19 protein-coding genes are annotated in these 21,923 nt (G+C 70.8%); 8 read left to right on the plus strand and 11 right to left on the minus strand.

Annotation, left to right across the window (positions count from 1 at the left end; genetic code table 11):
* Nucleotides 1–18 precede the first annotated feature (18 nt).
* Complete coding sequence (locus FHR33_RS25475; protein WP_183652510.1) at nt 19–906, plus strand: N-acetylglucosamine kinase; 888 nt, start codon at nt 19–21, stop codon at nt 904–906.
* 8 nt (nt 907–914) lie between these two features.
* A complete protein-coding gene (locus FHR33_RS25480) occupies nt 915–2,285 on the plus strand; it encodes a hypothetical protein (RefSeq protein ID WP_183652514.1) in 1,371 nt (456 codons plus the stop codon).
* Between the two features lie 12 nt (nt 2,286–2,297).
* Here FHR33_RS25480 and FHR33_RS25485 read toward each other — a convergent pair whose 3' ends face one another.
* Genes FHR33_RS25485 through FHR33_RS25510 form a run of 6 tightly spaced genes read right to left on the minus strand, consistent with a single transcriptional unit; the run spans nt 2,298 to nt 8,995 of the window.
* The gene (locus tag FHR33_RS25485) at nt 2,298–3,608 is read right to left on the minus strand and encodes a GTP cyclohydrolase IIa (protein WP_183652517.1); all 1,311 of its coding nucleotides are present in this window, start codon (nt 3,606–3,608) and stop codon (nt 2,298–2,300) included.
* An 8-nt stretch (nt 3,609–3,616) separates the two neighbouring features.
* A complete protein-coding gene (locus FHR33_RS25490; protein WP_183652520.1) occupies nt 3,617–4,423 on the minus strand; it encodes an amidohydrolase family protein in 807 nt (268 codons plus the stop codon).
* Complete coding sequence (locus tag FHR33_RS25495; RefSeq protein WP_183652523.1) at nt 4,420–5,163, minus strand: amidohydrolase family protein; 744 nt, start codon at nt 5,161–5,163, stop codon at nt 4,420–4,422. Before FHR33_RS25495 ends, FHR33_RS25490 begins: the two co-directional genes overlap by 4 nt.
* A complete protein-coding gene (locus tag FHR33_RS25500) occupies nt 5,147–6,730 on the minus strand; it encodes a heparinase II/III family protein (protein ID WP_183652526.1) in 1,584 nt (527 codons plus the stop codon). The genes FHR33_RS25495 and FHR33_RS25500 overlap by 17 nt, the downstream gene beginning before the upstream one ends.
* Nucleotides 6,730–7,722, minus strand: coding sequence for a Gfo/Idh/MocA family protein (locus FHR33_RS25505; protein ID WP_376773221.1), 993 nt, complete (start codon nt 7,720–7,722; stop codon nt 6,730–6,732). Before FHR33_RS25505 ends, FHR33_RS25500 begins: the two co-directional genes overlap by 1 nt.
* Nucleotides 7,712–8,995 (minus strand): ABC transporter substrate-binding protein, encoded by a 1,284-nt coding sequence (locus FHR33_RS25510; RefSeq protein WP_183652532.1) that lies wholly within the window; start codon nt 8,993–8,995, stop codon nt 7,712–7,714. Before FHR33_RS25510 ends, FHR33_RS25505 begins: the two co-directional genes overlap by 11 nt.
* A gap of 215 nt (nt 8,996–9,210) precedes the next feature.
* On the opposite strand from FHR33_RS25510, the gene FHR33_RS25515 reads away from it, so the two are divergent.
* Genes FHR33_RS25515 through FHR33_RS25535 form a run of 5 tightly spaced genes read left to right on the plus strand, consistent with a single transcriptional unit; the run spans nt 9,211 to nt 15,460 of the window.
* On the plus strand, nt 9,211–10,074 hold the full coding sequence (locus FHR33_RS25515) for a carbohydrate ABC transporter permease (protein WP_183652536.1): 864 nt from the start codon (nt 9,211–9,213) through the stop codon (nt 10,072–10,074).
* Nucleotides 10,071–10,880, plus strand: coding sequence for a carbohydrate ABC transporter permease (locus tag FHR33_RS25520; RefSeq protein ID WP_183652539.1), 810 nt, complete (start codon nt 10,071–10,073; stop codon nt 10,878–10,880). The genes FHR33_RS25515 and FHR33_RS25520 overlap by 4 nt, the downstream gene beginning before the upstream one ends.
* Nucleotides 10,881–10,883: 3 nt before the next feature.
* Entirely contained in the window at nt 10,884–12,383 is a 1,500-nt protein-coding gene (locus FHR33_RS25525) for a hypothetical protein (RefSeq protein WP_183652542.1), read from the plus strand.
* 18 nt (nt 12,384–12,401) lie between these two features.
* The gene (locus tag FHR33_RS25530) at nt 12,402–13,943 is read left to right on the plus strand and encodes a hypothetical protein (RefSeq protein WP_183652545.1); all 1,542 of its coding nucleotides are present in this window, start codon (nt 12,402–12,404) and stop codon (nt 13,941–13,943) included.
* Nucleotides 13,943–15,460 (plus strand): hypothetical protein, encoded by a 1,518-nt coding sequence (locus FHR33_RS25535; protein WP_183652548.1) that lies wholly within the window; start codon nt 13,943–13,945, stop codon nt 15,458–15,460. Before FHR33_RS25530 ends, FHR33_RS25535 begins: the two co-directional genes overlap by 1 nt.
* A gap of 57 nt (nt 15,461–15,517) precedes the next feature.
* Here FHR33_RS25535 and hisC read toward each other — a convergent pair whose 3' ends face one another.
* Nucleotides 15,518–16,576: a histidinol-phosphate transaminase gene (hisC, locus tag FHR33_RS25540; RefSeq protein WP_183652551.1), complete on the minus strand. Its 1,059-nt coding sequence runs from the start codon at nt 16,574–16,576 to the stop codon at nt 15,518–15,520.
* A gap of 9 nt (nt 16,577–16,585) precedes the next feature.
* Nucleotides 16,586–16,762 (minus strand): hypothetical protein, encoded by a 177-nt coding sequence (locus FHR33_RS25545; protein WP_183652554.1) that lies wholly within the window; start codon nt 16,760–16,762, stop codon nt 16,586–16,588.
* 222 nt (nt 16,763–16,984) lie between these two features.
* Here FHR33_RS25545 and FHR33_RS25550 point away from each other — a divergent pair, with 222 nt between their 5' ends.
* Nucleotides 16,985–17,353, plus strand: a complete 369-nt coding sequence (locus FHR33_RS25550) for an integrase (protein ID WP_183652557.1) — start codon at nt 16,985–16,987, stop codon at nt 17,351–17,353.
* A gap of 4 nt (nt 17,354–17,357) precedes the next feature.
* Here the strand turns inward: FHR33_RS25550 and FHR33_RS25555 are convergent, their stop codons facing one another.
* The 3 genes from FHR33_RS25555 to FHR33_RS25565 all read right to left on the minus strand — a co-directional run bounded on the left by FHR33_RS25555 (nt 17,358) and on the right by FHR33_RS25565 (nt 21,903).
* Nucleotides 17,358–18,611, minus strand: a complete 1,254-nt coding sequence (locus FHR33_RS25555) for a DUF1266 domain-containing protein (protein WP_183652560.1) — start codon at nt 18,609–18,611, stop codon at nt 17,358–17,360.
* Nucleotides 18,612–18,703: 92 nt separating this feature from the next.
* On the minus strand, nt 18,704–20,302 hold the full coding sequence (locus tag FHR33_RS25560; protein WP_183652563.1) for an ABC transporter ATP-binding protein: 1,599 nt from the start codon (nt 20,300–20,302) through the stop codon (nt 18,704–18,706).
* The gene (locus FHR33_RS25565; RefSeq protein ID WP_183652565.1) at nt 20,299–21,903 is read right to left on the minus strand and encodes an ABC transporter ATP-binding protein/permease; all 1,605 of its coding nucleotides are present in this window, start codon (nt 21,901–21,903) and stop codon (nt 20,299–20,301) included. The genes FHR33_RS25560 and FHR33_RS25565 overlap by 4 nt, the downstream gene beginning before the upstream one ends.
* Between the last annotated feature and the right edge of the window lie 20 nt (nt 21,904–21,923).

The raw sequence follows: 21,923 nt of genomic DNA on the forward strand, positions 1-21,923 counted from the left end.
AGGACCAAGGGAGGCCAGATGGACCTGGCGATCGACGGCGGGCAGACCGGCCTGCGCCTGGCGCTCTGCTCGCGCGGCCGCGTCGAGGAGATCAGGCGGGCGCCCGGCCTGTCGTACGCCGAGGGCTCCCCGGCGAAGGCCGTGCTGGAGCGGATCGGCTCCGGATGGAGGGGGCTCGGCACGATCTGCATGGGCCTGACAACGCTCCTCGACGACCACGACGCGCTCGCCGACGGCCTGCTCGCCATGGCCGAGCGCGTGATGATCACCACCGACGTGGTCACCTCGCACGCGGGCGCCTTCGCGGGAGGCAGAGGCGTGGTGCTCGCAGCGGGCACGGGGGCCATCGCGCTGGGCGTGGCCGACACGGTCAGGCAGGTGGACGGCTGGGGCTACCTCTACGGCGACGCGGGCGGCGGGTTCTGGATCGGACGCCGGGGGCTGGACGCGGCGTACAGGGGCTTCGACGGCAGGGCCGAGGCAGGAGCGCTCACCGAGCGCGCCCAGGCGGTCTGGGGCGATCTGGCGGAGCTGCCCGGCCTGCTCTACCTGTCGCCCGACGCGGTGGCGCGGATCGCGCGCTTCGCCGTCCACGTGTTCGAGCTGGCCGAGCGCGATGCCACTGCGCGGGCCATCGTCTCGGAGGCGGGCCGCGAGCTGGCCTCCACGGTGGCCGCCGCCGCCCGCTGCTTCTCGGAGGACGGGCAGGTGGTGCCGGTCGCCTGGACCGGCAGGCTGCTGCGGGACTCCCGGCTGCGGGCCGCGTTCGGGGCCGAGCTGGCCGCGCACCTGCCCCTGGCGCGCCTCCAGCCGCCCGCAGGGGACAGCCTGGCCGGCGCCGCCCTGCTGGCCGCCGCCGACGACCCCGGCGTCTACGACTCGATGATCAGGACGGTGACCCGATGAGCCGGGCGATGAACGTGGGATACGGCAGCGCCGGGCTGGCCGTGCCCGAGGGCACGCCGATGGGCGGCTACCTCGACAGGCAGGGGCCGTCGGTGGGGACGCTCGATCCGCTCGAGGTCAGTGCCGTCACCTGGTCCGACGGGGAGCGCCGCTTCGCACTGGCCGTCGCGGATCTCGTCTGCGTCAACGACGACCTGGCCGAGCGGGCCAGGGAAGCGGCCGGGTGCGAGCTGTGGCTGGCGGCCACCCACACGCACGCGGGGCCGGAGACGGGATGCGTGCCGGGGGGCGGGCCCACCCCCGAACCGTGGCTCGACCTGGTCGCCGAGGCGGTTCGCACCGCCGTCCACAGGGCTGTGGACAGTGAACGGCCGAGCGAAGGGGTGGCCCTCCGCGGCGACCTGCGGGGGGTCGGGGCCGACCGCAGCAGGCCGCAGGCCGAGGCGGTGGTGCCGCTGGACGTCATCGCGGTCCGCGACGGAGGGCTGGCAGGGGTCGTGGTGGTGCTGCCCGTCCACCCGACCGTGCTGCCCGCCACCAACCTGCTGGTCAGCGCGGATCTGGCGGGCGCCGTGCGGAGAGCGCTGAAGGAGCGGCTGGGGCCAGGTGTGTGGGTGGTGGTCGCCACGGGCGCGGCGGGTGACATCAGCACCAGGCACACCAGGCGCGGGCAGGATGCCGCTGAGTTGGACCGGCTGGGAGCGGTCGTCGCCGACCGCTGCCTCGACCTCCTGACCGACACGGCCCGGGCCGACTCGGGCGGGCCCGACAGGGGTGGGGCCGACTCGGGCGGGCCCGACAGGGGTGGGGCCGACTCGGGTGGGGGCGACTCGGGTGGGGTTCACTCCGGTGGCCCTGGCCGGGGCGGTGAGGGAGCGCGGCGCGCGGTTGGAGGGCGGGTGTGGGCCGCGGGGTCGCGGGTCGGCACCGCCAGGCGGCGGATCGCGCTCGCACGCGCCGCCGTGGCGGCCGACGCGGAGTCGCTCGCCGCCGATCTGGAGAGGGCCGAGGCCGCGGGCGACCCGGTCTCCGCCAGGCTGGCGCGCAGCCGGGTGGAAGGACTCCGGGCGCGCCACACGCCCGCGGCCGAGGCGGGCGCGATCGACGCCGAGGTGGGGGTCGCAAGGGTCGGCGGGCTCGCCCTCGTGGGGTTGCCAGGCGAGCCGTTCCTGGCCGTCGCCGACCAGATCGCCGAAGCGGCGCCGTGCCCCACCGTGGTGCTCGGCTACGTCAACGGCTATCCCGGCTACCTGCCGACCGCCGACGCCTACCGCAGGACCGAGTACGAGGTGCTGGCCAGCCAGGTGGCGGAGGGAAGCGCCGAGCAGCTCGCCGCGACGGCGCTCGCCCTGCTGGCCGGGAGCGGCCCCCGGACCTGACGGCGATGCCCGCTACCCCTTCACCAGCCGGTACGGCTGGCGGGGCCGTCCTGCCTGGGTGCCCTTCACCGGGGGCATCGGCCAGGCCAGCCCCTCCTCAGCCAGGCTCTGCAGCACCCGGCGCGCGCTGCGAGGCGCGATCTCCAGCACCTCTGCCACCGTCTCGGCGTCCACGACGAGCGGCCCGTCACCCAACGCCTCGACCAGCCGTTCGAGCAGTTTGGCCGCCTTGGTGGCGACCACGGGCTCGCTCTCGACCCGCCTGCGCTGGCGCAGCGGCAGCGACAGCACCACCCCGTCGCCGCCCACCAGGTAGGCGGCGGCCGCGCCCACCCCCCGCGCCTTCTCCACCGCGACCATCGCGTTGGAGTCGGCGTCGCGCGCGGTGGTGCCGAGACCGATGCCGACCTCGACCGCCACGCCCGCGTCCGCCCTGATCCTGTCCATGAACGGCGCGACCCTGAAGCCGTCCGTGGCCTGCGCGAGCGCGCCGACGGTCGCGGTCACCACGTAGCTGTTCTCGTCGCGCGCCGTCACCGTGGCCCCCATGAGCCGCGCGTCGGCCAGCAGCGACTGGTGCAGCGACAGCTTGAGCTCCTGCTGCCAGTAGTTGCCAGGACCCGAGTAGGTGGGCCTGGCCGAGGCGGCCAGCTCGACCACGACGATCGCGATCTGCGACTCCTCCAGCCTGCTGCCCGTGCCGAGCAGCGCGGCGGTGTTGAGCGCCAGCCGCAGCGTGTGGGAGGTGGGCAGCATGCGCAGCACGGGGACGCCCTCGGCGGCCAGCTTCCCCGCCACGCTCCTGATCGTGGTCAGCGCCGCGGTGGTGGCGCCCTGGCGGTAGAGCTGCTCGTGGAAGGCGGCGAATCCGCGGGCGGACTCGGGCTGGTCGTACTCCGACAGGTGCACGCCCTCGGTGCTCACCCCGATCTCGCCGTAGGCCTCGTCGACGTCCGCCGCGGGCAGGGAGTCGATGCTCACCCTGGCCGGGTCGATGCCCTGGGTGAGCACGCCGCGCAGCAGGCTGGCGTAGAGGCTGGCGCCGCTCATCGGCACGTGGGTGGCGGGGACGGGCAACTCGCCCGCCTGCCTGGCCAGGTCGTGCTGGAGCGGTCCTGTGAACAGCACGACGTCGATGCTGTCGGCGATCCTGGAGAACTTCTCGTAGGTCTCGTGCTCTCCGGCGTGCGGGGCGCCGACCAGGCGCCAGTCGGCGGCGCCCGGCAGGTCGGCACCGATCATCATGATCTCCTCGACCAGATCGCTCGGCCCCACGACCCCGATCGCCACCCTGGACCGCGCCTCTGAACGCAACCGATCCATGATCGTGATCACCCCAGTCCGGATCGCCACTGAAGCAGGCGGGTCATCGTTCCCCCGAGCACCGCCGCCCGATCCTCCTCAGGGAGGCCACTGAAGATTACCCGTCCCAGCGACATCCGCAGGTCGATGAAGGGGAAGTCGGAGCCGTAGACCACCCGGTCGGCGCCCACCTCTCTCACCATTGTGGCGATGTCGGCGCCGGTGTTGAAGGACCCGCACACCTCCAGCACCACGCCGGGCCGCCGCTGCGCCACCTCGATGGCGGCGTCGAAGCCGAGCGGCGTGGCCCCCGCGTGCCCCGCCAGGATCACCACGCCGGGGTGGCGCGCGGCCACCTCGTCGACCATCGGCAGGTCGTTGTACGGCGAGCCGTCGTAGGTGTGCGTCAGCACCGGGCACCCCGTCCGCTGAGCGAACTCCCACACCGGGGCGTACCGCCGGCCCGTGAGCGGGTAGTCGTGCAGGTCGGGATGGAGCTTGATCCCGCCGAAGCGCGTATCGCGCCCCCACTTGTCGAGCTCGCCCGCGGGGTCCTGCCAGGGGTTGACGGTCAGGTACCCGGTGAACCTGTCCGCCGCCTGCGCGACGATCTCGGCCGTCTGCGCGTTGCCCTCGGCCGCGTCGAGCTGGATCGCCAGGTGGCTGGAGATGACGGCGTGCGACACCCCGCACCTGTCCATCACCCTCACCAGCCCGCCCCTGCCCGCGTCGGGGATGAAGAACAGGCTGTACGGCCCCGCGTGCGCGTGCGCGTCCACGATCCGCAGGGCCCTTTGCGGCTCGCGCTTCCACACCGCCGCCGCCAGGGCGTTCACGCCGCCCTCGCTTCCTCGCGCAGCAGGCCGCGCAGATTGCCGGCCCCGATGGCGGCCACGGACTGGTCGTCGAGCTCCGACCACAGCAGCCTGGTCACCGACTCGGCCGGGTCCCTGACCGGCGCGCCGGTGCCGAAGACCACGCGGTGCGCGCCGTAGCGCTCGACGAGCCACTCGAGGCCGCAGTGGGAGGAGAGGTTGGCCAGCCCCAGGTGGACGTTGGCGGTGCGGGCCAGCACGCCCGCCGCCTGCCTGAGCACGCGGTAACCGAGCCCTCCGACCACGACGGGCAGCTCGGGGTGGGTCCGCGCGATCGCCTCGATGGACGGCCAGCCGACCTGCGCCGCGTCGAGCAGCAGCGGCAGCCGCGCCTCGGCGAGGGCGTGGAGCATCGAGGCGGCGTCGCGGCCCGCCAGGTCGTAGCCGTGGTCGGCGGGGTAGGCGCGCACGGCGCCGACCCCCGCCTCCAGCGCCGCGGCCGTGAACGCGGCGGCCGAGCCCGTCTCGCCGCAGGTGTCGGGCAGCAGCACCCAGCAGGGACGCAGCCTCGGCTCCCCCACGACCAGGTCGAGCAGCCTGAGGTTGCCGGTGTGCGGGTCGTGCAGCCAGGACAGGGTGTGGCTCACCACGGCCTCCGCGATGCCGAAGCGGTCCATCCTGTCCAGCGTCTCGGCGACCGTGCCCTCGCCGACGTGCCTGCGCGGGTAGCGGCCGAGCATCGCGTCAGCGTCGATCAGCATGGACCGTCCATCCGTCGGGGATCGTGGGAGGTTCGTCGGTGAAGGGGAAGAGCCCGACGGTGAACCTGCCGTCGCGGCGGCGCAGGCCCAGCGAGTGGATCTCGCCGTACTCCGCCGTCCTGGTCACGGGGTCGGGGATCCTGGCGGGACCGTTCCCGAGCACGACCTGCTCCGGTGGCTCCAGGGGCACCACGAGGAGCCCGGGGCCGCGCTCGCTGACGTAGCCGTCGCCGTGCCGTACCCAGGGGGACAGGCCGTGCACCTGCCAGATCGCCTCCGCCTCGATCCGGTCGGTGATCACCCAGTAGCCCTGGTCGCGGACGAAGACGATCGTCCTGTCGTGGCGGGAGGGGTAGCCGTGGTGGTGCCCCTTGAAGACATCCAGCTCGCGGGTGGTGCTGAACAGGTCGCAGGCGGCCCTGCGGTCCTCGGTGTAGTCGTGGCCGGGCACGAGCAGCGTGTTGTGCGCCCTGGTCGCCTGGTACCAGTCGTAGTAGCCGGGGTCGTCGTAGGACGGCGGGCCGCCCGCCTCCCACGCCAGCGGCACACCCCATCCTGAGATCACGAAGTCGAGCGCGGCGTGGTGGCTGTGCGGCTCGAGCTCGTGGCCGACGTACGGGCCGTAGTTGATCACGGTGTGGAAGATGTCCGAACGGAAGACCGCGTAGCCGCTGGCCTCCAGGTTCAGCGAGCCCTCGGCCGGTTCGACGCCCTCGGGCCAGACGATGCCGCTGTCCTGCAGGTGCGGCACCCAGCCGCCCGAGGTCATGAGGGCCGCGAGCCAGTCCTGCATGGCCAGGTAGCGCGGGTGGGCGGCCAGCTCGGGTTCCACGGCGGCGGCCCGCTTGAGGGCGTCGAGGCACATGCCGTGGTAGCCGGGCGAGCGCTCGTGGTGCCCGCCGTCGGCGCGCACGTCGCGCTCCAGGTGCTCGTGGATGCGGGCCTTCGCGATCTGCGCCCAGCCCTCGGCCTCCGGCAGTTCCTCGAAGACCCTCGCGGTGTGGAGCAGCTCGCAGACGGTGGCGAACTGCCAGTTGCCGTGCCTGAACTCGTCGTGCTCCTCAGCGGCCCAGCGGGCTCCGCCAAGGACGGTCTTCATCATCTCCTTCCAGCACTCCTCGCCGACCGCCTCACCGAGGACGGCCAGCGCCTGCGTCACGTACATCGACCTGGCGCACACGCCGAGGGAGTACCAGACCACGTCGAGACCGGGCCAGTCGCCCTCGACGAGGTCGCGGCTGGCGTACCACTGACGGAACAGGCGCTCCCACTCGTCGGCGTAGCGCTGGTCCCCGCTCTCGGCGTAGGCGGCGACCAGCGGGGTCATCCAGCGCAGGTAGTGGAAGCCGTACAGGCGGGAGCGGCCGTGGCCCTTGTCGAGAAAGTCCACCTCGGCGCCGAGCAGCGCGTCGGCCCCCGCCGCCGGGAGCCCCGCGGGGAAGGGCAGGCGCCTGCGCCACGCCCTGCTGTCGCCGCCCAGCGCGGCGAAGAGGTCGTCGTCGGGGATGTGCCGCATGCGCGTGGGATGCACGTGCGGGGCCTTCTCCACCGATATCGAGGAGGACATCAGAGCTTCACCGGCGCTCCCGTGCGGGCCGACTCGTGCGCGGCGGCGAGGACGGCGGTGACGTGGCGCGAGCTCTCCACGCTGATCAACGGCTCGGCCCCGGTGCGCACGCAGTCGACGAAGTGGTGGATGGCGTCGCGGTAGGCGCCCGCCGGCACCCCGTGGACGACGCGCTGGAGCATGTTGCGCGGGTAGGTGTAGGACTTCGAGGTGGCCAGCTGGATGTTCTCCTTCTGGCGGTCGAGCTGGATCACCCCGTCCTCGCCGACGACCGTGACGTAGCTGTCGACCATGGTCGGGAAGGTGTTGGGATAGATCCACGCCGACTCGAAGGTGGCGACCGCTCCCCTGCTGAAACGGGCCTGGATCTGCATCGCGTCCGGCGTGTCGATGCCCATGCCGCGCAGCTTGCCGTACCTCGCGGTGGCGAAGACCTCGACCACGTGATCGTCGTAGAGCCAGGTGACCAGGTCGATGTCGTGGCTGGAGAGGAACCAGGCGCTGGTGGTCCTGTCGGCCCAGCCGATCATCTCGGTGGGCACGTGGATGGTGTCGTCCTTGCGGGCGTAGCCGACGACGGGCTCGCCGACCAGCGCCATCTGCTCCTTGGCCTGCGCGTAGGCGGGCACCCAGCGGTGGTTGAACAGGCACATGGCGACCACGCCCGCCTGCCTGATCGCGGCCACCGCGCGGTCGGCGTCCTCCACGGTCGTGGTGAACGGCTTCTCGACCAGGATGTGCACGCCGGCCCGCGCCGCTGCCACCATCACGTCGGCGTGCAGGTGGTCGGGGGTGGTGATCGAGACGGCGTCGACCGTACCCGAGGCGAGCAGGTCGCGGTAGTCGGCGTGGACGGTCGCGGACTCCGCGTGTTCCAGGGGTCGTCTGGAGACCGCGGTGATCTCGACGTCGGGGTGGGCGGAGAGGACCTCGGCGTGGCCGCGGCCCATGATCCCGGCGCCCACGATCCCGACCCTGAGCTTAGGAGGCAAGTGCGTCATTCCATCGCTTCTCTGCTGTGTCGAGCGCCTCCTTGGCGCTCTTGGTTCCCGTGAGGTAGGCCCTGACCTCCTCGGAGAGGAGCTCGCCCAGCTCGGAGTCCTTGGCGGTGCCGATCGGGGTGTACTCCAGTTCGGGCAGGCCCTTCACGATCACGCTTCGCGCGACGGACATCGGGTCGTCGCCGTCGCTGCCGGAGAAGAAGGGGTCCTTGGTGGAGGAGACGGTCGAGGGGTAGATCGGCACGATCTTGCAGAAGGCCAGTTGGTTGGCGCCGTTGGTGAAGAACTTGATGAACTCGGCGGCGGCCTTCTTGTGCTTGGAGGCCTTGGGGATGGAGAAGGCCTGCTGGGCCAGGAGCAGGAAGCCGCCCGTGCTCATCCTGACCGGCGGGGTCACGACCAGGTCCTCGTACACCTCGGGCGCGTTCTTCTGGATGTTGAGCAGCTCGGCGGCGTTGGCCGTGGCCTTGAAGGCGATCTGGCCGTTCTCGAGCGTCTGCGGCAGGTTGCGGATGTCCTTGGAGACGGCGCCCGGCGCGATGCCCTTGGCGTCGTAGCTCTTCTTGAACTTCTCCAGGATCGCGACGGCCTCGGGGGTGTTGAACGCCGCGCTCTTCTTGTCGTCGGACAGCAGCTTGATCCCGTAGTAACGCAGCGCGTTGTGGTCGGGGATCGCGTTCATGCCGTAGACCTCGGTCTTGTCGTGGACCGAGTCGGCCAGGGCGAGCGCCTCGTCGTAGCTGGTCGGCGGCTTGCCGAGATCGGCTCCCGCCTTCTCCAGCACCGACTTGCGGTACATGGCGACGGGGGCGCCGCCGTTGTACCAGGGCACGGCGTAGAGCTTGCCGTCGATGCGCAGCGGCTCGACCAGGTTGGGCTGGAAGTCGGCCAGGTCGGCGGGCTTGAAGTAGTCCTCGAGCGGGCTGAGCGAGGGAGCGAACCTGCCCAGGTCGAGGGAGGAGATGTTGACGGCGTCGGGGACGTCGCCGCTGGCCACGGCGGCCAGCAGCTTGGTGGCGCTCTCCTGGCCCGGCACGTCGACCCAGTTGACCGTGACCTTCGGGTGCTGCTTGCGGTAGTCGTCGATGAGGCCGGTGATGAAGTCGCTGTAGTTCTTCTTCAGATTGATCGTCCAGAACTCGACCTCGCCCTCGAAGGGCTGGTCGTCGGCGACCGCGGCGCCCTCGGACGACGTTCCCGCCACACAGCCGGTGACGAGCAGGGACAGCGCGAGCGCGCCCGCCATGAAGACCCCTCTGGCCATCACGGAGCACCTCCTGAAATTATGGCCGTCCTCAACGGCAACTTTCGGCAGAATGACATCGCGTAAGCCGGCCGTCAATCCCACCCGCCCTCCTCACCGATCGGATGAGCGCGCTGCTGGGCTGGGGCTCCGCCGAAGAAGGTGTTGACGGCCTTCCCGGCTCCGCTTACGCTGCACAAAATTCCGGCCGCCGTTATACGGACTTTAGGACTCATATGCCAGGACAGCGGTGGTACACCCCCTACCTGTTCGCGCTGCCCGCGCTGGCGCTGTTCGGGGTGTTCTTCGTCTGGCCTGCCCTGACCGCGATCCAGCTCTCCTTCATGGAGTACGACGTGGTGTCCCCGCCCGAGTTCGTGGGCCTGGACAACTTCGTCAAGATGGTCGGCGACTCCACGTTCTGGACCGCCACGCTCAACTCCGTGCTGTTCCTGATCGGGCTCTTCCCCCTTCTGGTGGTGGCGCCGCTGTTGCTGGCCGTCCTGGTGAACCAGAAGCTGCCGGGGATCAGGACGTTCAGGATGCTCTACTACCTGCCGGTGGTGACCTCGATGGTCGCGGTGGCGGTGGCCTGGGAGTACGTCTTCCACCAGCAGGGCGTGCTCAACTGGATCCTCACCGGGGCAGGACTGCTCGACCAGCCCATCCAGTACCTGCTCGACCCGTTCTGGGCGCTGCCCGCGCTCATCCTGGTCGAGGGCTGGAAGAGCATGGGCTTCTACATGATGATCTATCTGGCCGGCCTGCAGACGATCGACAGCTCGCTCTACGAGGCGGCCAGGGTCGACGGCGCGTCGGCGTGGCAGCGGCTGTGGCGCATCACCGTGCCGCTCATGATCCCCTACATCGCGGTCGCGATCACGATGGAGATGCTCGACGCCATGCAGGCCTTCACCTCGGTCTACGTGATGACCAGAGGCGGCCCGCAGGACGCGACGCTGACGCTCGGCTACTACATCTGGTCGGCGGGGTTCGAGCACTACGCCATGGGCTACGCCAGCGCGGTCGGACTCGTGCTGTGGGTCGTGATGATCGCGATGGCGATGCTCAACTACCGCATCACCAAGGGGAGATCATGAGACGCGCGGGCATGTACGTCCTGCTGACCGCGATCGCGCTGGTCTTCGTCGGTCCGTTCCTGATCCTGCTGTCGGCGGGGCTGAAGCCGTCCGGCCAGGCGGTCTTCTCCTTCCCTCCCGACATCATCCCCCGCCCGCCGGTGCTGGACTGGGTGAAGGAGGCGTGGACGGCGATCCCCTACCCGCGCTACCTGCTCAACTCGGTCATCTACGTCGGCGCGACGGTGCCGTTCTACGTCCTGGTCTCCGCGCTGTGCGCCTACCCGCTGGCGCGGCTGCGCTTCCGCGGCAGGAACCTCATCTTCCTGGCGATCCTGTCGACGATGTTCCTGCCTGGCGAGGTCATGCTGATCCCCCGCTTCCTCGTGGTCTCGCAGCTCGGGATGGCCGACACGTTCGCGGGAGTGATCCTTCCCGGACTGCTGTCGGCCTTCGGGATCTTCCTGCTCCGCCAGACGTTCGCAGGGGTGCCGCGCGAGATCGTGGACGCCGCCCGCACCGACGGCTGCCACGAGCTGCGCATCTTCTGGCACGTCATGCTGCCTGCCGCCAGGCCGACGCTGGCGATCCTCGGCATCTTCGGCTTCATCTCCGTCTGGAACAGCTTCATCTGGCCCCTGGTGGTGCTGAAGGACTCGGCGAAGTACCCGATCGCGCTCGGGATCGCCTACCTGGCGGGGATCACCGGCACCGACGTCCGCACGCTCGCCGCAGGAACGATCATCTCGATCATCCCGGTGGTCGTCGTTTTCATGATCATGCAACGCCACGTCCTCGAAGGCATGCGAGGCGCAGTGAAAGGTTGACCGATGTTGACTCGACGGCAGTTCGGCTTGGGCACGCTGGCCATGGGCGCGCTCGGCTTCACCGGCGCGGCAGGCTACGACTACACCTCACGCGAGACCTTCGACCTGTTCGACAGGGCCTTCCACGACAGTGGGGCCACCGGCCAGCCCAGCCACACCAACGAGCTGGGCGCGCTGGGCTGGGGCCAGTCGTACGTGCTGGCCGCCTTCGTCAGGATGTACGAGGCCTACAAGGACCCCCACTACCTCGACAGGCTCATCACCAACATCGACCTGGTGCTCGCCGGCCGCGACTCGGTGCGAGGGGTGAGCGACTACCGCGGCCTGTCCCTGCCGTCCTGGCGCAACACCAGCTACTCGGCGGGCGGCGTGACCCTGCTCGGCGCCGACGGGCGGCCGGTGCTGGAGGTGCGCAGCGCCCTCACCAACGTCAGTGACGCCGTGGCGACCGTCACGGCGGTCAGCGCGGAGGGCCGCTTCACCCTCGTGGTGAACAACCCAAGGAAGAAACGGGTCTCCACCTTCACCGACCTGACGATGGACCAGACCAGCCCCGACTACGCCGTGCGGCGCGTCCTCGCCGCCTACCCCTCGCCGAACATGGTGACGGTCAAGGACCTCTCGGGCGGCTCGGCCCCGGCACCCGGCACCTTCCAACTGGCCGCCGCGCCGGTGCTCTTCTCCGTGCACACCGGCATGATCACCTACCCGATGGCCTCCTTCGTCAGGCTCGTGCACCACAGCCCCCGCCTGCGCGCCGACCCCCGCTACCGGGCCAAGGCCGCCGAGTACCTCACCGCCGTCAGGCAGGCGGTCGCCGTTCACGAACGCGAATGGAGGGACGGCGGCTACTTCGTCTGGCCCAAGCACATGCCCGTCCCCTACGACGGCACCGAGCAGCCCCACAACCAGACGCTCGGCCTGGGCCTGACCTACGCCGAACTGGCCGCGGCGACGGGCGAGCAGGTCTATCGCGACCGCACCAGGCGCCTGGCCGCCGCCTTCGCGCGCGACCTGACCGCCGACGCCAGCGACGCCTACGTCTGGCCGTACTGGCCCACGTCCGGGAAGATGTACACCGGCTACACGCAGGCCGACGACGTCTCCGAATGGACCCCGTCGTACGGCAGGCCGCCCGTCGGCGCGCAGCAGCGCGAAGACCTCAGCCACGCGGGCATCGACGTGGAGTTCGCCGCCGTCGCGCACCGCTGGGGCCTGGCCTTCCGAGGACACGACATGGTCCGCCTCGCCCGTACCTACACCAGGAACCTGGCCACCACCGACAACGGCGTGGCCACGACCTTCCTCTACGTCGACGGCGGCGGCGGGCTCGCCCCCGCGGGGCAGTACCTCCAGGCGCCCAGGTTCATGCCGGTCGCCCCGTGGGAGCCCGCCCTCTTCACCCACGCGCGGCAGGTCTACGACGACCACGCCGTCGAGTCGCAGATGGGCTCCAGCCTGCTCTGTGTCGCCTACCTCAACTGGTTCGCCAGGCGCTCCTAGCCCCCCGGAGGCACATCCATGCAGTTGTCCCGCAGGCAGTTCACCCTCGGCGCCCTGGCCATGGGCGCCCTCGGGTCCTTCGCAGGCACGGCCCACGCCTCGGCGGGGTACGACTACACCTCGCGCGAGACCTTCGACCTGTTCGACAAGCTCTTCCACGAGAGCGGCAACGGCGGCCAGCCGACCGACACCAACGAGCACGGCGGCCTCGCGTGGGGCCAGTCGTACGTCCTGCTCGGCTTCATCAGGATGTACGAGGCCTACAAGGACCCCCACTACCTCGACAGGCTCATCGCCAACATCGACCTGGTGCTGGCCAACCGCGACTCGGTGCGCGCGGTCAAGGACCACAGGGGGCTGTCGCTGCCCGCCTGGCGGGCCATGGCGCCCTACACGGCGGGCATCGTCACGCTGAAGAGCGCGGACGGCACGCCGCTGCTGGAGGTGCGCACCGCGCTGACCTACGCCGACAACGCGGTGGCCACCGTACGGGCGGGCAGCTCCGAGGGCCGCTTCACCCTGGAGGTGAAGAACCACAGGACCAACCTGGTGGCCACCTTCCCCGACCTGTCGCTCGACCCCGCGGCTGCCGACTACGCGGTGCGCAGGATCTTCGACGCCTATCCGACGCCGACGCTGGTCACGGCGAAGGAGCTCAGGCCCTCGCCCGAGGCCGGAGCGATGCCCGTCCTGGGGGCGACGCCCTTCACCTCGCAGCCCGTGGTCTTCACCGTGCACACCGGGATGATCACCTACCCGATGGCGTCGTTCGCGAAGATCGTCTTCAGGTCCCCGAAACTGCTGGCCGTACCGAAGTACCGGCACAAGGCGGTGGAGTACCTGAAGGCGGCGCGGGACGCGGCGGCGGTCCACGACGACGAGTGGCGCCAGACCGAGGACGGCCACGGCTACTTCGTGTGGAACAAGGGCACCCCGCTCGGCAACGACGGCACCGAGCAGCCCACCAACCAGAGCCTGGCGCTTGGCCAGACCTACGCCGAGCTGGCCGCGGCCACGGGCGACCCCTTCTACAGGGACAGGACGCAGCGGATGGCGCGCACGTTCGCCAGGGAGCTGCAGGTGGACGCCGACGACGCCTACGTCTGGACGTACTGGCCGACGTTCGGCAAGGTCCACAACGGCTTCGCCAAGACCGACGGCGTCTCCGAGTACACCCCGTCGAGCAACCCGGGACGCGGCGTCGAGGACCTCAGCCACGGCGCGATCGACGTGGAGTTCGCCGCGGCCGCCTTCCGCAACCACCTGTTCTACAAGGGCGAGGACATGGCCCGCTTCGCCCGCACCTACAGCAGGAACCTGATCGCTCCCACGGGCGCCGACGGCCATCCCACCGCCTACCAGCGTGTCAACGGCACGGGCAGCACCACCAGCGCGGGGCAGTACCTGCAGGCGCCGCGGTGGATGGCGGTGGCCCAGTGGGACGAGGCGGTGTTCACGCACGCGCGCTCGATCTACGAGGCGCGCGCGGTGCAGCCGCAGCTCGGCTCCTACCTGGGCTGCGTCGCCTACCTCAACTGGCACGCGCGCAGGGGGGCCTGATGTTACTCAAGCTGATCACGGCGGCCGCGCTGGTGCTGACGGCGACCCCCGCCCCCTCTCCCGCCGCGGCAGAGAGCGTGTGGCTGACGAAGTACAAGGCGCTCGAGGCGCAGATCGGGCACGCCGTCTACACCGACCCCAACAGTGCGAACCTGGCGTGGGGCGAGAGCTACATCATGCGCAGCTACCTCGACGCCTACGCCGTCACGCAGGACACCTCCTGGCTCGACAAGGTCGTCACCCACGCCGACACGGTCATCGGCAACGCCGACGACCTCGACGGCGACGGCTTCCACGGCTGGAGCACCGCGCAGTACTCGCCGGTCGAGCTGGCCAACCCGAGCTTCGAGAGCGCGACGACCGGCGACGCCACGCTCCCCGCGTCCTGGACCAGGTTCCAGGACACCGGCAGCCACGTCCACAGGACCACGGACACGCCAGGCGGCGGCACGGGCACCCAGTCCGTGCGGGTCGTCTCCGACCTGACCAGGTGGAAGAAGCTCAGGCAGAACGTCAACAGCGCCTACGAGGGCGGGTCGCGATACCTGCTTCGCGGCTGGGGCAAGAAGAGCGGCTCGGTGACGGGACGCGTCGTGCTGCGCAACGGCTCGGCGACGATCTGCTCGCTCGACTACACGACCACCACCTGGACGTTCAAGCAGACCACCTGCACGCTACCCACAGGTGGGCCCACGCTGACGGTCTGGCTGGAGCACGCGTCGTACACGGTCAGCGGCTCAGCGTCCTTCGACGACGTGAAGCTGAGCGGGATCTTCCCCTACATGGTGCACGACGCCATGATCGGCATCCCGATCGCGGAGTTCGTCCGGCTGGTCGCGAAGACCCCCGCCCTGTCGGCGTACGCGGCCAAGGCGGGGACCTACCGCGCCTTCCTCGAAACCGAGGTCGTCCCCCGCTGGGAGCAGAGCGCCTACCTGGGCAACACCTGGAACGGCACCACGTGGAGGCAGCCGCCCAACATCGACACCTTCAGCCATACGGGAACGGCCAACGACCTGCCGTTCAACATGCCGCTGGGCTTCGCCAACCTGCTGCTGGTCCTGAACGTGGTCAACGGCGACGCGACCTACCTGTCGCGAGCCGTGAAGGTCGGGCAGTGGGCCAAGGCCAACCTGACCAACTCGGGCGGGGCGTACGTCTGGAACTACGGGACATACACCACCAAGAAGGAGGACCTGTCACACGCGAACGTGGACCTGTCGGCCTTCGTGGAGTTCTACCGGCGCGGGCAGGTGTTCACCGGGACCGACATGACGGCCTTCAAGAACACGCTCAAGAGCAAGATGTGGAACGGGTCGACGACCGCGCCCGCCTTCAGCCTGTACGTCGACGGGACGTGGGCGGCCAACGGGGTCGACTACTTCCTGCACTCGTGGCTGGAGCTGACCGAGTTCGACCGGCAGGTGTGGACGCTGGCGTCCACCAAGTACACGAACTTCACCGGGACCAACGCCTCCCACCTCATCACCCTGTCGCGCCTGCTGCGCTGGGAGTGAGGTTCTCTCCTGCCTCACGGGGAGCGTCAGCGACCCTCCCCGTGAGGCACGGGACGGCTAGGCGCGGAAGTCGGCGGCCGCCTTGAGGAAGGCGTCGTTGGCCTCGGGGGTGCCGATCGAGATCCGTGCGCCCTCACCGGCGAACGGCCGCACCGCCACCCCCTCCACCGCGCAGGCGGCGGCGAAGTCGAGCGTGCGCTCCCCCAGCCTGAGCCAGACGAAGTTCGCCTCGGTCGGCGGCACCGTCCAGCCCTGCGCGATGAGCGCCTCGCGGACCCTGGTGCGCTCCTTCACGACCGTGTCCACCCGCTCGAGCAGCTCGGCCTCCGCCTCCAGCGAGGCGACGGCGGCCAGCTGGGCCAGGTGGTTCACGGCGAACGGGATGATCGTCTTGCGGACCGCCGAGGCCACGGGCTCGTGCCCGACCAGGTAGCCCACACGCAGCCCCGCCAGGCCGTACGCCTTGGAGAAGGTGCGCAGGACGCAGACGTTCGGCCTGTCGCGGTAGAGCTCGAGCCCGTCGGGGACGTCGGCGTCGCGGACGTACTCCCTGTAGGCCTCGTCCAGCACCACGAGCACGTCGGAGGGCACCCTGTCGAGGAAGGCCTCGAGCGCGGCCCTGCGGATCGAGGTGCCCGTGGGGTTGTTCGGGTTGCAGACGAAGATCATGCGGGTGCGGTCGGTGACGGCCGCCGCCATCGCGTCCAGGTCGTGGTTCTCCTCGACCAGCGGCACCCGCACCGAGGTCACGCCCGCCAGGTCGGCCAGCAGCGGGTAGGCCTCGAAGGAGCGCCACGCGTAGATGACCTCGGCGCCCGGCTCGCCGATCGTCTCGAAGAGCTGCTGGGCGACAGTGACGGAGCCCGCGCCCAGCGCCACATGCTCGGGCGGCACCCCGAACCTGGCCGCGATCGACTCGGTCAGCCTGACGGCGGCGGGGTCTGGGTAGCGGTTGATCTGCCTCGCGCCCTCGGCGATCGCCTCGACGACCGACGGCAGCGGGTCGTAGGGCGTCTCGTTGGAGGAGAGCTTGTACGACCGGCCGTCGGCGCTCACCACGGCCTTACCCGCCTTGTAGGGGGGCATAGTGTCAAGAATCGCGCGGAAACGAGGCATGGCCCCATGCTAGTCGGCGGCACGAACAGCAGACTTCCGACCGCTCCCACCCGAGCACCTCGGCCGCCGGTGCCCGGTCAGGTCGGCGACCTCGCAGGCCCTGAACCCGTACAACCACATCAGGTTCTCGGGGTCGGGGTCGGAGATGATCGTGGCCTGCGCGAGCGTGGTGACGGGCAGCAGCATGGTATGGCCTACCCGTTACGCCCATCCCTGTCCTCGCGGGCAGCCGAAGACGGGCCTCCTACATGACCCCCAAGGCGAGCCACTCGGCCGGCGGCCGTGACGTGGTTGTCGAGCTGGGCCGGCGGCGGCGTCCTGTCGCTGGTTGACCTCGAGGTGAGCCGTACCAGTTATCTGATCGCGGGCACGTCATCCACCGGCTATCCTGGCGATCTTCAGGGAGGCATGGTGAAGACCAGACTGCGGGCCTTGCGGATCGACGGCCGCACCTACGTATGGACCGCTCGGATCGGCCACACCGTCCACTCCGATGACTGCCGTCGCTTCGTCCGGTTGCGGGTCTGGGGCAGCGGTAAGAACGGACAGGCGCTTCAGGCCGACCTGGTGTCCACCTATGAGGGCGGGCCATGGGGCTACTGCGCGACGGACACGTCTTATCCGACACCGCGTGACGTTCGCACGGTCATCGAACGCGCCATCCAGCGGGGGTGGGATCCACTGACACGAGGAGGGACGTTCCTCCTCCGCACGGGAGATCCCTCCTCGGCGCCCGAACTGGCCGACTTCGTGATCGCCGACCCTCAGCTGCCGTAGAACGTCATTTGAAGGGGATGTTGAGCCAGGGACTGTTCGGGTCGGTCATGAGGATTCTGTGCGCGTTGAGCATGTCGCCGTACCAGTCGCCGAACTCCTCCTCGTCGAAGTGGAGGCAGCGTCCCAGGATGTAGGCGGCCGAGAAGTCCTCCCATGAGCGGTAGTTGATCCGGCTGACCCGTCCGGCCCGCAGGACCGCCTGTTCGGCCTCCGCCACGTCGCAGAAGCGGGCCCCCAGTCCCCAGCGGGCCATCTTCGAGGCGCGCCCGTAGTCCCACGCCTCCACCGTGTGGACGAAGCGGCCGTCGGCGAGCAGCCCGTCCGCGCGGAAGCGCGCCTCGTATCGTGTGATCCGCCCGATGAGCCGTTGCGCCCCTGCGACCTGGGCCTCGGTCTCGGAGTCGCTGCGGTGGGCGACCTCGGGAGTGATCTCCTGCGCCACGGCGCGGCTGCGGATGACCCGCGAGGTCACCTGGCGCCAGTGGTCCACCTCGACCATGCCGCCGAAGTCACGGGCGAGGGCGCTGCGGATGCCCAGCACGAGCCCCCAGAAAGGGCTGCTCATCCGGCCGCCGAGCAGCGCCTCCTCCGCGCTCAGCCACTCTTCTCGGCTGGTGATGTCCCACCACTCCCTGAGGCGTTTCCGCTCGCGGACGTAGCCGGTGCCGTGCCAGCCCATCGCGTTCCAGAGAGAGGCGTTGCTCACGCAGAGAAGGGCCCCGCAGGCGAGGCCGTGGGCCACGGGGCCGTGCAGCGGGCCCCCTGCCCACAGCGTGCGCAGCTGGTTCCGGCGGGGGTGGGGCGTCCGATCGGCGTGCCGGCGCCACACCTGGCGGTGGGCGGCTGTGGCGGGGAAGAACGCCTCGCAGGGGCTACCGGGATTGATCGCCAGCCACGGGTCCTCCTGAGGCCAGTCCTTGACGAGCTGGTCCAGGTCGACCTCGAAGAAGACCGGGTCGGGCACGGGCGCGGGGAGCATCCCGTCGGTGAAGAACGCGAGACACCTGGCGCGAGGCCCAGGGCCCCAGTACGTGGTCGTGTAGCTGACCCAGCCGGGCCTGGCGTCGGCCCTGGCGCGCGACATCGGGTGATAGAGGTCGGCGGCGGCCAGGACGTCGAAATACGCGGCCCAGTCACCACGCGTCTTGGCCTCGTACAGGCCGCGTTCGGTGTCGCCGGGCGCCTGCCACGAAGGAACGGGTGGCGCCACGTGCCCCTCGTCGGGGCCGCCCCGCTCCGCCGTGAGATCAGGGCTCATGCCGCTCCACGTCCCATGCGCCCATACCTTACAACTGCCGCACATCCCTCTCCGGAGCGGCCGTGGACGGTCTCGTCGGCCCCGGCCCGCGTTCACTCGAGCCAGTGAGACACCTCCGCGAACGTGCCCTGGGCCACCACCCTGCCGTCGTCGAGGACCACGACGTGGTCCGCGCGCCTGATCGTGGCCGGTCTGTGCGCGATGACCAAGGTCGTACGGCCGGCCGCCGCGACCTCCAGCGCGGAGGCGAGGCGCTCCTCTGTCGAGGTGTCGAGGTTGGCCACGGCCTCGTCCAGGACGAGCACGGGCGCCTCGGTGGCCAGCGCGCGGGCGATGGCGACCCTGGCCCGCTGCCCGCCCGAGAGGGCGACGCCCCGCTCGCCGACGACGGTGCGGGGGTCGATGGGCAGCTGCGCGGTGGCCAGCGGTCCCTCGACGTCGGCCGAGGGCGCGCCGAGCCTGACGTTGTCGGCCACGGTGCCCGCGAACAGGTGCACGTCCTGCGGCACGACCGTCACCAGCGAGGACGCCTGGGCCAGCGGGACGCCGCCGATCGTGATGCGCCCCGCGTCGGGGTCCCAGTAGCGCAGGAGCAGGGAGACGCAGGTGGACTTGCCCGCGCCCGAGGGACCGACCAGCGCCACGGTCCTGCCCTGAGGAATGGTGAAGGAGACACCCTTCAGCACCTCGGGACCTTCGGGCGTGTAGCGGAAGTGGACGTCCTCGAAGACCACGTCGCCAGGCTCGGCCCTGACCTCCCGTGAGGGGGTGACGTTCGCGGGGGCGGTGACCAGGGTGTGGACCCTGTCGGCTGAGGCGCGCAGCGAGCCGTACTCCTTGAGCAGCAGCGCCACCTGCGCGGCGGGGGCGAGCGAGCCCGCCGCGAGGACCATGGCGAGGGGGGCGTCGGCGGGCGAGCTCACGGTGAGGGCGACGACGGCCAGGGAGGCTGCGGCCGCCGTGGAGAGCAGCACGTCGGTGAGAGCCGCTTCGAGCCCGCCGCGCGCGGCGTTGGCCGTCTGCGCTCGGGCCAGTCGCCTGGTCTTGTCCGCCAGCAGCGCGCGGCGGCGGTCCACGGCGCCGAAGGCGAGGATCTCGCGCAGCCCCTGGACGGTGTCCACCACGTCGGCGTGCAGGTCGGCGGTGGCGGCGCGCATGGCCGAGCCGTGCCGCGAGGAGAAGCGCCGCAGCCACAGCGGGACCGTCAGGACGAGGCAGGCCAGCGGCAGCGTGACGAGCGGCAGCCACGGGTTGATCAGGAAGGCCGCGACGGTGCCCGCCGTCAGCACCACGAAGGAGGTGATGAGCTGGGCGAGGGTGTGGGCGAAGAGCCATTCGAGTGTCTCGATGTCCGACAGCACGACCGCGGACAGGTCGCCGCTGCGGCGGCCGAGCAGCCTGGCGGGGGCGATGCGGGCGATCGCCTCGTACGCCTGCCCGCGCAGCCGCGCCAGCACGAGGTAGGCCAGGTCGTGTGCCACGTAGCTCTCCCACCAGGCGGCCGCGGTGGCGAGCAGGACCAGCGCCGCCGGCACGCCGGCCGTCAGTGAACCGTGGCCTACCAGCCACGCGCAGGTGAGGGCGATGCCCCAGAGGGCGAGCTGGCTGGTCAGATTGGCGGCGAGGGTGGACAGGAAGGCCGTGCGGTGGCCGCCCACGGCCCCCGCCAGCCAGCGGATCGAGGGGTTCACGCGGCCCTGCCTTCGGTGATGGTGCCTTCGTCGATCGTGATGGTCTGGTCGGCGTCGCGCACCGTGGCCAGGCGGTGGGCGATGACGAGGCAGGTGCGGCCCTGCCGTACGAGGTTCATGGCCTGCTCGGTGTGGAGGTCGACGTGGGAGGTGGCCTCGTCGAGGACGAGGATGGGCGCGTCGGTCAGCAGGGCGCGGGCGATGGCCAGACGCTGGCGCTGGCCGCCGGAGAGTGTGGCGCCGCGCTCGCCGAGCCGCGTGCCGTACCCGTCGGGCAGGGCGCTGACGAAGTCGTGCGCTCCCGCTCTGCGGGCGGCGTCGACCAGGTCGTCGTCCGTGGCCTGCGGCCTGGCGAGGCGGAGGTTGTCGGCGATGGTGCCGTGGAAGAGGTAGGTGTCCTGCGCGACGACGGCGATGCCGCTCCTGAGCGCGTCGAGGGACAGGTCGCGCAGGTCGACGCCGCCGATCGTGATCCGTCCCTCCGAGGGATCGTGGTGGCGCTGGAGGAGCGCGGCGAGCGTGGACTTGCCCGCCCCCGACGGGCCGACCAGCGCGAGTGTCTGCCCCTCCTTCACGGTGAACGACACCTCGCTCACCGCCGGCCTCGGCGCGTCCGGATAGGTGAACCCCACCCCCTCGAACCTGATCTCGGGTGAGGAGGGGAACGCCCTGTCACCTTCGTCGGGTACGGCGGGTCGCGCCCGCAGCAGGCGCTCGATGCCGTCCACGGCCGTGATGCCGAGATAGCCCGCGTGCCAGGCCTCCGACAGCTGCCTGACCGGCCTGAAGCACTCGACGGAGACGAGCAGGATCAGGAACAGGCTCTCCCCTCCGACGAGAATCGCCCCGACCGTGCCCGCCTGGACAAGAAAGGCGCTGATGCCCGTCTCGACCAGGGAGATCCGCAGCTGGCGCATGGTGGTCAGGTAGAGGGAGTGGGCGCGGTCCGCGAGCCTCGTCCCCAGCCTGTGGACGGCGCCGAACGCGCGCAGCGTCGCCATCCCCTGCATGGCCTCCAGGTAGTCGGCGGCCAGCTCGGAGAAGGCGGTCCATCGGGCGCGTCCCCTGCGCAGCAGCGTCGCGTCCCACAGCCTGGGGATGGTCAGCACGCCCGCCACCGCCGCTCCCAGCACGGCGGCGGCCCTCGGCTCGACCGTGAACAGCCAGCCGACCAGCGCGACCGGCACGCAGAAGGTCACCGCGACCTGGGGCAGGTAGCGGCTGAAGTAGGGGTCGAGCCCCTCGACGCCGTCGACCAGCGTCGTCTGCACCTGTCCCGTACGCGTGCCCGCCAGGTGCGCGGGGCCCAGCTCGGCCAGCCGTCCGACCAGCCGGTCCCTCAGCCTCGCCCTGACGAGCGCCCCCGCCCGTACGGTGACCAGCTCCCTGGCCCACAGCAACGCGCCGCGCGCCGCGATGACCGCGAAGGCCCACGCCAGCAGCGGGAGCACGGGTTCGCCCGCGACCAGCGCGGCAAGGGCGGCGGCCAGGAGCAACGCCTGCGCGACGTAGGCCCCCGACACCAGGAGCCCCAACGCCACGCATGCGGCGATCGGGCCCTTCACGCTGCCCGCCAGATGGAACAGACGGCGATGAATCATCTCAAACGACTCCTCCGGTA

It is taken from the genome of Nonomuraea dietziae (assembly GCF_014195505.1).
Taxonomy (GTDB): domain Bacteria; phylum Actinomycetota; class Actinomycetes; order Streptosporangiales; family Streptosporangiaceae; genus Nonomuraea; species Nonomuraea roseola.